The sequence below is a fragment of the Sphingobacterium sp. UME9 genome (assembly GCF_014170215.1).
GTDB lineage: Bacteria > Bacteroidota > Bacteroidia > Sphingobacteriales > Sphingobacteriaceae > Sphingobacterium > Sphingobacterium paramultivorum.
On record NZ_LZZP01000003.1, the window covers coordinates 1006846 to 1019155 of the forward strand.

Consider the following 12310-nt stretch of genomic DNA (forward strand, 5'->3'; position numbering starts at 1 on the left):
GAGTTTATTTTTTCTTTTTAAACAGCCCTTTACCGATCGTAAATAAAACCACCACGATAAGACCTCCCCCTAGGCCAAATAACAGCTCTTTTATCATTCCTGGCAGAGCTGGTAGCGCATGGTGTAAGAAATCAATATAATGCGCAAATATTCCGCCTGAAACCAGAATTAAAGCAAATGTACCTACAACAGCCAATAATTTGATAACAAAGGGTAGCGCACGGACTAAAAACCGACCTAGGCTCGCAATAGGACCTTTTTCACGTGAGGTTTTAATCAATTTATAACCGGCATCGTCCATACGAACGATAAGTGCTACAATACCATAGACTCCAACTGTGGCCAGAAAAGCAACAACCGAAACCGTAATAATTTGTAAGGACAAGCTTTTTCCCAAAACCGTTCCCAAAGCAATAATGACGATTTCCACAGAAAGAATAAAGTCTGTCGTAATAGCCGATTTTACCTTCGCTTTTTCAGCAGCAACTGAGTTTTCAGCAACGACAGTCTCCACTTTTGTTTCCTCCGTAGGATGTTTGCGATGGAACAGGTATTCAATAATCTTCTCAACACCTTCAAAAGCAAGATAGAAACCTCCCAAAATTAGAATATATTTGATGGCAATTGGAAAAAAGACATTTAGTAATAATGCTATTGGTACAATTATCAACTTATTGAGCAGAGAGCCCTTCGTAATTGCCCATAAAACTGGGAGCTCGCGTGAAGCTAAAAAGCCAGTCGCTTTCTCGGCATTAACCGCTAAATCGTCACCTAAGATTCCAGCAGTTTTTTTTGTTGCGATTTTACTCGCTACTGCCACATCATCCATCAATGCTGCAATATCATCTAGAATTGCAAATATTCCTGAAGCCATATTTATATAAAAATTGAACGTAAAAATATAAATTTAATTCAATTTTGAAATAAGGAATTTAATCCATTTGCAATATCAAGCTACATTACATTTGAATTAAATACGTAATTTTAATACCACAAGGACAACCATTATGAAAAATTTGCTTACACAAGAGGAACAGTCAATGCTACTCGAAACGCTAAAAGAAAGGTTTCAGAAATTCCCCAAACGACACCCACAGATCAGCTGGGACGAAGTAGTGCATAAATTGCTTGAAAGCCCCCAAAAATTATGGAGCTTGTTCCAAATGGAAAAGAGCGCTGGCGAGCCCGACCTTGTTATTATTGATCCAAACAAAAAGCAGTATGCTTTTGTGGATTGTACAGAAGAAAGTCCCAAAGGAAGGAGAAGCCTCTGTTTTGACCAAAAAGCCTTAGATGACAGAAAGGAAAACAAACCTATTGGAAGTGCTGTCGAAGAAGCTAAAAAAATGGGAACCGAGCTGCTTTCTGAACAACAATATCGCCAACTCCAAATGTTAGGTGAATTTGATTTAAAAACTTCCAGCTGGATACAAACTCCGGAGGCTATTCGTAAGCTTGGTGGCGCCTTATTCGGTGACAGACGTTACAACCAAGTTTTCACCTATCATAATGGCGCGATCTCCTATTATGCGGCACGGGGCTTTCGTACCATACTTTTTCTTTAAATAAAAGCACTTAACCGTCAAAATATAAAACCTATATGAAAACAATTTTAATCGCCACCCTGCTCTTTTGCTTGGGAGCTGCTCAACCACTTTTTTCACAAGTCTCTTTTCCTTCTTTCTTAGAAGGAACGTGGAAGGTTGACAATAAAGAGGAATACGAACAATGGGATCGTATAAACGATCATGAATTAAAAGGCCTTTCCTATGCGTTGAAAAATGGCCAAAAGATAGTCAGTGAATACCTAAAATTGACCAAAATAAAGGATAAAATCATATATACAGCACTGGTCATCGGACAAAACAATGGGAAAGAAGTCAATTTTGAGCTAAATTATCAGGATAGTACCTATTCTTTTGTTAATGAAGCCCATGATTTCCCTAATTACATTCGATATACACCCGTCGCTACAAACCGACTTCATATATCAGTGGAAGGAAAATCGGGAAAAGTCACATCTTTTTATGTGACTAAAATCGTACCCACAACGACCCTAGCGAACCCAAATTACGATCAGGAACTCGCAAAAAAATTAGGGGCCGATGATTATGGAATGAAATCCTACATCTTTGTCCTCCTGAAAACTGGCAAGAATAAAACAACAGACAAGCAATTTATTAATGAATGTTTCAAAGGTCACATGGAAAATATCAATCTTCTCGTAAAAAATGGGCAACTGATTGTTGCTGGTCCATTTGGAAAAAATGACAATAACTTCCGGGGCCTTTTTATCTTAAATAACATGGCTTCTATTGATGCGGCAAAGCGTATTTTAGAAAACGATCCGGCGATAAAGAATGGTCTCTTAGAAGCTTCATTTTACCCTTGGTATGGTTCAGCTGCTTTGGCAGAATACCTGTCTCAAGTAGATAAAATCTGGAAAAAACAACATTAGCTGTTTGTTCGTGACATACAGCTGTCATTTGTCGATCTAACTCTGGGAAAAACTAAAAGTCATGAAAAATAAAACAATCCCTTCATTCAGTATAATTGGCCTTGCCATCCGTACGAGCAACCAAGATGGTCAGGCAGCTAAGGACATTCCGGAACTTTGGAGCCGCTTTTTTAAAGAAGATGTATTAAGCCGTATTCCCAACAAGATATCCAGCGAACTCTACTGTATCTATACCGAATATGAAAAGGATCACACCTTACCTTATACCACTTTCTTGGGCTGTAAAGTGAGCAATCTTGAAGAAGTGCCCGAAGACTTGGACGGTATTCATATCGCTGAAAATCATTACCAACACTTTACTGCAGAAGGAAGTTTAGAAGATGGGATCGTTTATGAAACTTGGCAAAAGATATGGAGTTCGGATTTACCAAGAACGTATGCCGCAGACTTCGAAATATATGGCGAAAAAGCCCAAAATCCACAAGATGCAAAGGTGGATATATATATAGGTATCCATTAGCGGTATACCGTAACAAAAAGTATGTCTTAAGGTATTTATCATTTATTTTAAACTAAATAACCCTTACCTTTGTGCCGATTTAAAGAAAAATATTATGCAAGGCAATACGACATACAGAAAAAAAGTTGTTCGATATAGCTATTTAAAATTAATTGGAAGTTCAGCTCTCGTTAGTATCATTTGTTGCTTATTGGCATACAGCCTCAAGCACAGCACAGGTTATGTACAGGAAGAATTGTTTGAAAGAGTATCTTCCTGGAATCCTAAACTGTTTATTATTCTACCCAGCATAGGTATTACAGCTATTTATTTCTTACGGAAATACGCTTTTCAAAACAGAAAAAACAAAGGAATCAAAGAAATCTATACAACATTGGAAACACGAAAAGACCATTTGCCTTTTTTTAAGATTCCATCACATTATATCAATGGTTTTCTAACTGTAATTTTCGGTGGTTCAACCGGTGTTGAAGTCTCCACAGTTGTTGCCACAGCTACAGTAGGCAACCAAGCGTATAAGAGATTACATCCGGCTTGGGCCTACAAAACCGAGTTGATCTGCGCAGGCGTAATTGCTGGAGTCACACTGTTGTTTGGAAGCGCATTGGGTGGTTTTCTTTTTGCTTTTGAGGTAATTGCACGGAGATATAATAAGACCTTGCTCATTAGTGGACTAACTTCAATGGCTGTGGCGTCCGTATTTGTTTATTACCTTGACGCAAGTCCTTTATTTACATTTGAGGTAAAAGCATGGCGATGGCAGGCGATCCCTTTTGTCGCTATTTTAGGACTGATTGGAGGGATTTTAGCGTTATATTTTACTAAAATTGTTATTTATGCAAAGTCCTATTTTGCAGGCATAAAAAGTAATTTTATCCGTGTCAACTTGGGCGCAATTACCGTTGGGACGTTTATCTTTTTCTTGCCGGCACTTTATGGCGATAGCTATCATGGCCTTGGGGAGATTCTAAAAAGTAGCCTCCATGATTCCATAAATTTAGCTTACTTTCTTCCGCTGATCCTGCTTGTTCTCTTAAAACCTTTTGTAGCCTCTTTGACCTTAGGTGCAGGTGGTGATGGCGGTGTATTTGCACCCAGCATTGTAACAGGGGCATTATTAGGCGTTTTGTTTGCCCAACTTTGCAATCATTACCTAGGCACACAATTGGTGGTTATAAATTTTGCTCTTTTTGGTGCAGCGGCAATGCTTTCGGCAGCAATACATGCCCCTTTTACAGCAATCTTTATTATCGCAAGTCTTGTTCCGGGTGGCTATTTGCTTCTGGCACCGCTACTTATTAGCAGTTTTATTGCGAAAGCGCTAGCTAAAAAACTATATCCCTATAACGTATACACCTATAAGGAAGTAGCAACAGCCAAACCATTTTAATCTCACTTATTGATCAACAAAACATGATCAAATTATAATAAAAAAGCTCCTTAAATACATTTAAGGAGCTTTTTTCATGATTTAATCTTCCCTACTCCCATCATCAGCCATACGGACAATCTTTGGAAGGAACTTGGCCACAACATCAATGAGGTCCTTTTGCGATGCCATTACAGTATGGATATCTTTATAGGCCATTGGCGCTTCATCCATCCCTGCACCAATTAACGTAATTCCTTTATCTGTAAGAATCTCTTTAAGCTCATGAGAAGATAGGGTTTTAATCGCTTGTGTACGGCTCATCAATCGCCCTGCCCCATGAGATGCCGATTGAATAGCACTCAACTCGCCTTTTCCGCGCACCAAAAAACCTGGTGTAGCCATGGAGCCTGGAATAATCCCCATTACCCCTTTTGCAGCTGGCGTAGCCCCTTTTCGATGGACAATTACCTCCCGACCATTCCAGGTTTCCTTCCATGCAAAATTGTGGTGGTTTTCAACTTTTGCAAGTAATTCTGCCCCTAAAGCCGACTTAATTTTTTCATGAATCACTTCATGGCAGGCTGACGCGTAATCACCGGCGAGATTCATCGCCAACCAATACTCTTGCCCTTCATGGCTGTCCAGGTCCAAATAGGCCAGATTTTCCGCTTGGTAAGGCAACTTACATAAGGATTTAGCCAACTTAGTATAATGTGCCGCAATAGTAGCGCCCATTCCTCTTGAACCTGAATGTGTCAGTAAGCCTAAATAGGCTCCGCTATCAATGTTCAAAACCTCATCTCTTTCTTCAAATTCGACGATACCAAACTCCACGAAGTGATTTCCACCGCCTGAAGATCCCAATTGTGTCCAGGCTTTATCTTTCAATGAAGAAAGCAAACTGTTCTCCCTAAACAATTTGTTATCTAGCACCTCATGATCTACACGTTCATGTCTCAAATATCCATTACCAGCTCCAAACTTACTATTGCGCATAATAACTTCCTTCAAAGCCGTCAAATTATGTTCGAGAATTGACGCTGGTAGATCGAAGATTGACAAAGCCATACGACAGCCAATATCGACACCAACACCGTAAGGAATCACGGCATTATTGGTCGCTAGTACACCTCCGATTGGTAATCCATACCCTTGATGCGCATCCGGCATCAGCGCTCCGGCAACTGAAACAGGCAATTTCATAGCGATATTCATCTGTACCTTTGCCCCGGTTTCGATTTCAGATGCGCCATAGATCGTATATTCCGCCGGAGTCTCGTTCAATGCAATTAACGACTTATCAACAGCCTCTTGTCCAAGTATGGCATGGGCCAAAATTCCGAAAACAGCATCTTCTGAATACCCGGTCGGATCTTCCAGGACAGACTTGAACTTTTCGAGCATTTCTACCCGCGTAAAACCGTGTCTTTTACTGTTGATTTTCAATGCAACACCCAAAGTATGATTCTCTTTATATCCTAATGCAATTAAATCATTGCCATTTATTCTTTTATTTTCCATTTTTTTACTTTCTTTTTTGATGGAGCAGCCATACAACTTCTCCAAAGCAGGTAACAACATCTCTTTACGTTGCTACCTGCACCTCTTTCAACATTTTACTCTTTTATTTCACAAACAATTGCTTGAGCTGATCAACAATCTGTCCATTTCCGGAAACCGAAATCGTATTGATCTTTTCAGCAATCTTTTCGACATATTCCATTTCCTTCAATTTAAACAACATACTGTTTTCTTCCATCAGCTTCGCAGTATTCAACAAACTCCGTGTTGAAGCAGTCTCTTCACGACGCATAATGCTATTTGCCTGCGCCCTCTTCTCCGCAATCAACACCTGGTTCATGATGTCCCGCACATCTCCTGGTAAAATAACATCTTTAACGCCACAGGTCAACAGTGTTATACCCAAGCCCGCGACTTGTGGCAATGTGTTTTCTAAGACATAACCCTGTATTTCAGTCTTTCGCTCCATCAACTCGTCTAAAGTCATCTGGCCAATATAGGACCGTAAGGTCAACTGCATCAACGAATACAATTGCTTTTCATATTCTTTATTATCCAATAGCGCTTTGACAATATCCACAATCTGATATTGCAGCGTGAAATTGATTCTGATCTGTGCCTTATCTTTGGACAAGATCTCCTGTCCTACCACTTCCAATGTCAAGACCCTCATATCAGCTTTTAAAATCGCTATGGTTTTTGCATTCTTCCACCAACAATACGTTCCCGACTTCAAAATATCCACAAACACACCGTCTACAAAAAGCAGCGCTTTCTCATTTGGTTCAATCTTATATTGACGTACATAATAGCCTAAGCTCTGCTTCTCCAGCAATTGACGATTAACAGATGCAGGGATCTCAATCTCCGTAATGTCTTCCAATTGAAATCTGCGTTCGCGCAATTCCTTCCAAAAAACATGCCTGCCAGACGCTAACGTCTTTTCAAAATTACCATTCAAAAAAACAAGACAGATCTCCGTATCGCCCACTTCAACGATATCGACCAATTCGCGAAAACCTGTCAACTGCAACAGTACATCGACATTGCGACCGGAAGGAAATGGATGAGTAATCGTGTACTTCTCCAGTTTTTCACCAAATCCCAACCAGTAGTTACCGGATTTCAAAACACGGATCACCGCATTGTTCTTAACAACCAATCCGATTTCGTCTGTAGTTAGCTGTACTCTTTTCATTGTATATTCTTTTAAATTTTCCTCATTTCTATTATAAACCTGCTATTTTTTATCCCTTGACCTCAAGCGGGATTCGAAAGTCCTGGTACCCTTTTTTAAAATCAAAAGTCGATGAACAAATACCCCATCTTATTGTCATGACGTTTTATTATAAACGCAGATACCTCACTTAGGAATCTCAGGCCATCAATCAATTGCTCAACCGCATGAAAACAGCGTATAAGCAGGATAAAAGATAGCAAGCTTCTACCAAATGACCTTTTTGAAGAAAGTCTTAACTTTGAATGTCCGAATGGACAGTTCGATGCAATACCCTTATGCTATTCCATCCGAAAATGGAAGTGGGATTCGAACCCACACGATTGTGTTGTTATTCTAACCAGACTGAACTATCCTGATTGCTCAGGAGTAGGAATCGAACCTACGACCCACAACTAACTGCTTTGCTCTACCCTTGAGCTACCTTTTTTACAGGAGAGGATTCGAACCTCTAACACGAGCACTTTCCTTTCAACTTCTCGTTTTATCAGTATATTGAAACTCATAGAGAACAATACTAACCTGCTATACAGAAACAGGTGACCAGGATGCCATCTGAAGAAGAAAGGCTCTTTTATACTTCATAATAAAGTATATATCTTAAAGCTTTTCGCTATAATTTCCACCAAAGAACGTTTGTCATTGTTGACATTACAAATATCATTGGCTTAATACGCAGGGAATTTGCGTAACAATAAAAAGAAATAAGAAAAACTCATATAAAATTATATAGCACTGATATACAGATAATAAAAATAAATAATTGGTGTAAAAAAAGATTAGAAGTCCTGAACTACGCAAATTCATTGCGTCTTAAATCGACATGGTAGACTTACGGCCCGCTGCATTATTTCAAAAAGAATGGAAAATTAGATTTTTTGATGAATATTCTGTTGAATATAGTGGTAATCCGTGATCATGTTATCCAATTTATATCCTAATTTTATTCCAATATTAAGACGATATCAAAAAATGAAAAGTTTATATGCAACAATAGGGCTGTTTTGCATGTTAGCAAGCTGTACAAATTCAGCGCAAGACCATAAAAGCGCTACTGCAAATCATCCTGCAAAGCAAATACCATTCAAAGACAGCACAAGGACAGCGGAGCAAGACACGGCAGTGGGTGAGCATCAGCAAGCAGAAGCTTGGTTGAAAGGAATTTTTCAATGTACAGGTTCCGCATCTGGAAAATATTGTTACTATCTGGATAAAGAGGACGCATTATGTACCAAGCGATTCCAAGCCTTTTTAAAAGATGCGAATGAAATTTACGGGCCCTCCAACCTCACAGATGAAGAACTACCCAAAGCTGCGGCAGCTTACAAGGCCAAATGGGGAAAAATCTACCCCTTATATACAGCGGAAACCTGGTTATTTGGAAGAGGTAATGACGACGCATTGGATATCAAGGATGTCAAAGTCGACAAAGTAACTGAAAGCAAATTTATCGTATTTATTGATTACGGTAATGACATCCGAACCAAAAATGAAGTTCAATTGGTCAATGAGCAAGGTTCTTATAAAATAGATTACTGCAAGACGACTTTCCTACACTAAACGTTATCCCCCAGCATTGAAAATGCCAATTTTCTAGACGATAAATTGGCATTCTCAATTTATGATTATTTGCTACTTTCAATTAAGCTTGGGAACTATTGTTCCATTTGACCACATTTCCCTGATGGATAAGCCCATAGACGGTTGAGATGCGAGAAACTGCTTCAGCAGAACAACTCGCATCGACAAAAAGGAGGCTAGCATCATCTCCAACTTTCGGCCATACGGAATTCCCTTGATCATCAAGCGGAATTTTGCCATTGGTCGCATAACGAAGGCAACGGGATAACTCGAATTCAGTTTCATAACCATATAATTCCGCAGCTAGATTGGCTTTTTGAAGCATATTACCGCTACCGAAAGTACCCCAATGGTCCTGAACATTGTCATTTCCTACAAAAACTTCCACTCCCGCTTTTTTCAGTTCCCGAAATGGCATCAACATATTGCGAAAAGGAACCGAACTGCATATACCAACTTTCGCTTCTGCCATTCGTTCGGCCGTATGTGCTAAGTCCTTTTTCGGCATGTAACCTAAGGCGAAAGCATGACTGATAAATGTACGTCCCTGCAATGCCGGATTTTCCAATGCTTTATCAATCAAATAATGTATGGTCTTAACACCTGATTCCCCACCCTCATGCAAGTGGATATCGATTCCTTTGTTATTATCCAATGCAAGTTGAACTGTCAAGTCCATCGGTTTCTCAATACTGCCGTCAATACTAAAGGGATCCAAACCACCAATAAAATCTACCTGCTCCCATTTAGCGACTTCCTCCATCAGCTTCGCTGATGCTGTGTAGAATAGACCGTGCTGAGGGAATGCAACCAGTTCTGCAGCAAATGAATATTTTAAATGTTCCAGCGCCTGTAACAAATGCTCCAATGACTTTGTTCCCGATGTTGGATCTACATTAAAATGCGTGCGTGCAAAATTTGTTCCGTAGCCCTGTAAAAGCGCGATTAATTTTTCGGCTCGTTCAACAGAGGTTTTCAACAACTCGGGGATAATCAACTGTTCCTTGGCAATCATATCTTTTACAGTCCTATTTTTTGGAAATACCGCCTTCCAGGGCAGACCATATAAGGTTTTATCCAAATGAATGTGCATGTCACGGAATGGCGGCAATGCCAATTTACCTTTCACATCAAAAGCTTTTCCATTCGCTACCGATTGTGCAGGCTCAATACTTTTTATTTTATTAGCTTCAATTTGAATGTCAAACAATGCTGTTTTTGTAGCAACAATTTCCTCATGCTCATAAAGAAAGCCTGTTTCTAGCAATACATTCTTCAACAAATATGTCTCTTGATTCTGATTGATCTCATTCATACCTATATCATTTTTACCAAAGCTAAGTGATTTGAGACAATGATCGTTGTACGAATTATTACAGCTTGTGTAGATATTATGGCTGCGCTTTAAACTGACTTGGCGTCATATTCGTATGGCTTTTAAAAAACTTGCTGAAGCTTGCATTATCGTAAAACCCTAAGTCAAAGACAATAGCCTTGATCGTTTTATCCGAAATTTTAAGCAACCGCTTTGCTTCCAGTAACACACGTTCCTGAATCAAAAATGAAGCTGATTTCTGTAAAACCCGATTACTTAACACATTCAGATAATTTGCCGAAATATTTAGCTTCTCGGCATAAAAAGCGACTGATTTTTCACTTTTATACCATTCATCGATAAGCTGCACAAATTTTGCCATAATTGGATTAGCCTGATATTGTTCATAATCATCATAATTATCCTGAACGATCTTGCTGATCAGAAGCGTAATTACTTTGACCCGCGCGTAAATCAATTCCCATAGGATCTCACTATCCTGTAAATCATTTGCAATTGCCTTGAATTCTGTCAATAACGACTGAAAATTGGTCGTTGAAAGATCAATGACCAAATGCTTAAGATAATAAGAAATAGGAAATCGCAACGCAGGTAATAAACTTTCGAACCAATGTCTGCTGATCATGAGCTGCAGTGCATAGGTAGGATCAGCCATCTGCCACTGATGTACCTGTCCCGGAAAAACCAGATGTAGCTGATTTGAGCCTAGTACAAAACGGTCAAAATCTATTGTATGTGTACCTACAGACTCCTGGAATAATAAAAGGATAAAAAAATCGTGTTTGTGCGGTTCACTAATTTCTCTAGGGCCAATGAGTTCATGAAAAAGTAAATCGCGGTCAGCGATAATCCCTTCCTGAAATTTCTGCAGGTCTAATATTGGAAAATGGTCGTTGGGTTGATACATAAACAGTATTCCAAAGATAGTATCTAAATATTAAAACAAAAAACAAAAGCTAGTGAGAGCTGGTAACAATGCTAAAAATTACGACTAACTTATGACCAACTTCGTCCTGTAAGCACAGTGAGTCCACAGTAAGTCCACGTTGAGTCCACCTTTTCTAAGTGTATTTACTATGTCTACATCGTACAGACATACTACTTACAGTCCGAAGTTGATTACTCGTAGTCCATAATTTGTTCAAACGAAACTCTTATTGTTTGGACTCCCTGTATAAAAGAAAATTGTTACGATTATAACTATTGTTTAATATAAAAAAATGTTACTTTAACGCAGTTGCTAGGGTATCAAGCGATATTGAATGCCGACGCCCCATATCTAATTTAAAATTGAGAAATGCAAATCGAAATCGGTCGTATATTTTATGAAATAGTTCCCTGGAATAAAGATTATATCCAAATTTCGGGTAGTTCATCCCCCTATCGTGTACATGCTCCAGCACATTGCGATGTTGCTTTCCTTAAAGAGTACATCAAGTTAAACCCTCCAGAAAGTAAATCGGAAGGTATATCCTATTCCTATCTAGAAGCCCCCTACTCCCTATTTGGAAAACCTTATTTGGTCAAGATCTATCCTTCCACAACGCTAGCAACCGTTGAACTGACAGCTACGAGTATATGTGTATATCAAAAGAAGAGCACAAATACATTGAAATTACTGCGCAAATGGAGTCAGGAATTACTCTACCATGAAATAATCAAGCAGATTGCTTATTGGGAAGAACAGTTGGATATATATGATGTAGCTACAGTAACCATCCATAAATTATCCAAAAACGATTTTAGAATCGTTGAAGGTGGATTTCATTTCTCAAATCGACTCATTGATTTCGAAAAAGAACACATCAATCTAATTATTCTAAAGGCTTTCTGTAAATTTGCTCATAAGACGCGAAAAGAAACAGAAGCAATTTTCAGTTTATATATTCCAAACTGGAGAGATCTTTATTAGTACAGCATAATAAGATGACAGAAATTAACATCAGAATCCAACTAAAAAAAGACGATTTAATCATACCATTCAGCAATCAAGATCTTATACCATTCATCGACAAACATCAGCAAGAAATCAATGATTACGTTATCGAGCAATTGGAAGATAAAGATGGCGCACCGCATTTAAGTGACTTTAGCATAAGTGGATTGACTTTTTATACAAATAGTACCGAAGGTTCATTTAGACTTCATTTTAAAATTGATCGTCAATTTTGCTGCAGTGATCTCTCATCGTGTCAAATGGATTATATAGACTTTAAGTTTAATAAATCACATGATAGTATCACACTAACTGGAAGTTATACTGTTTGGACAATTCAATAAAAGAT

Annotated in this window: 12 protein-coding genes and 1 tRNA gene; 7 read left to right on the plus strand and 6 right to left on the minus strand. The window is 38.7% G+C overall.

The features are described 5' to 3' along the window. Positions 1-4 precede the first annotated feature (4 nt). Entirely contained in the window at positions 5-874 is an 870-nt protein-coding gene (locus A9970_RS05785) for a DUF808 domain-containing protein (protein ID WP_153847344.1), read from the minus strand. A 133-nt stretch (positions 875-1007) separates the two neighbouring features. Between A9970_RS05785 and A9970_RS05790 the strand changes: the two genes are divergently transcribed. The 4 genes from A9970_RS05790 (at position 1008) to A9970_RS05805 (ending at position 4368) form a co-directional block, all read left to right on the plus strand. Next, a complete protein-coding gene (locus A9970_RS05790; protein WP_182981628.1) occupies positions 1008-1565 on the plus strand; it encodes a DUF4256 domain-containing protein in 558 nt (185 codons plus the stop codon). A gap of 35 nt (positions 1566-1600) precedes the next feature. After that, positions 1601-2458: a DUF6265 family protein gene (locus A9970_RS05795; protein WP_182981629.1), complete on the plus strand. Its 858-nt coding sequence runs from the start codon at positions 1601-1603 to the stop codon at positions 2456-2458. A 61-nt stretch (positions 2459-2519) separates the two neighbouring features. After that, positions 2520-2978, plus strand: a complete 459-nt coding sequence (locus tag A9970_RS05800) for a GyrI-like domain-containing protein (protein WP_153847347.1) — start codon at positions 2520-2522, stop codon at positions 2976-2978. 94 nt (positions 2979-3072) lie between these two features. Further along, on the plus strand, positions 3073-4368 hold the full coding sequence (locus A9970_RS05805) for a chloride channel protein (RefSeq protein ID WP_153847348.1): 1296 nt from the start codon (positions 3073-3075) through the stop codon (positions 4366-4368). Between the two features lie 81 nt (positions 4369-4449). Here the strand turns inward: A9970_RS05805 and A9970_RS05810 are convergent, their stop codons facing one another. The 3 genes from A9970_RS05810 to A9970_RS05820 form a co-directional block, all read right to left on the minus strand. Continuing rightward, positions 4450-5871 carry an RtcB family protein gene (locus A9970_RS05810; protein WP_159726655.1) on the minus strand — a complete coding sequence of 474 codons (1422 nt, stop codon included), beginning with the start codon at positions 5869-5871 and terminating at the stop codon, positions 4450-4452. 103 nt (positions 5872-5974) lie between these two features. Further along, positions 5975-7069 carry a slipin family protein gene (locus A9970_RS05815; RefSeq protein ID WP_182981630.1) on the minus strand — a complete coding sequence of 365 codons (1095 nt, stop codon included), beginning with the start codon at positions 7067-7069 and terminating at the stop codon, positions 5975-5977. 402 nt (positions 7070-7471) lie between these two features. Further along, positions 7472-7533, minus strand: a tRNA-OTHER gene (locus A9970_RS05820). A 547-nt stretch (positions 7534-8080) separates the two neighbouring features. Between A9970_RS05820 and A9970_RS05825 the strand changes: the two genes are divergently transcribed. Further along, complete coding sequence (locus A9970_RS05825) at positions 8081-8668, plus strand: hypothetical protein (RefSeq protein ID WP_182981631.1); 588 nt, start codon at positions 8081-8083, stop codon at positions 8666-8668. Between the two features lie 82 nt (positions 8669-8750). On the opposite strand, the gene A9970_RS05830 is transcribed toward A9970_RS05825, so the two are convergent. Together A9970_RS05830 and A9970_RS05835 are read right to left on the minus strand one after the other, a co-directional pair. Further along, positions 8751-10004 (minus strand): amidohydrolase, encoded by a 1254-nt coding sequence (locus tag A9970_RS05830; protein ID WP_182981632.1) that lies wholly within the window; start codon positions 10002-10004, stop codon positions 8751-8753. Between the two features lie 76 nt (positions 10005-10080). Next, the gene (locus A9970_RS05835; RefSeq protein WP_182981633.1) at positions 10081-10932 is read right to left on the minus strand and encodes a helix-turn-helix transcriptional regulator; all 852 of its coding nucleotides are present in this window, start codon (positions 10930-10932) and stop codon (positions 10081-10083) included. A gap of 390 nt (positions 10933-11322) precedes the next feature. On the opposite strand from A9970_RS05835, the gene A9970_RS05840 reads away from it, so the two are divergent. Next, positions 11323-11937, plus strand: coding sequence for a hypothetical protein (locus A9970_RS05840; RefSeq protein ID WP_182981634.1), 615 nt, complete (start codon positions 11323-11325; stop codon positions 11935-11937). Positions 11938-11951: 14 nt separating this feature from the next. Continuing rightward, positions 11952-12305, plus strand: a complete 354-nt coding sequence (locus A9970_RS05845; protein WP_182981635.1) for a hypothetical protein — start codon at positions 11952-11954, stop codon at positions 12303-12305. The last annotated feature ends 5 nt before the right edge of the window (positions 12306-12310 follow it).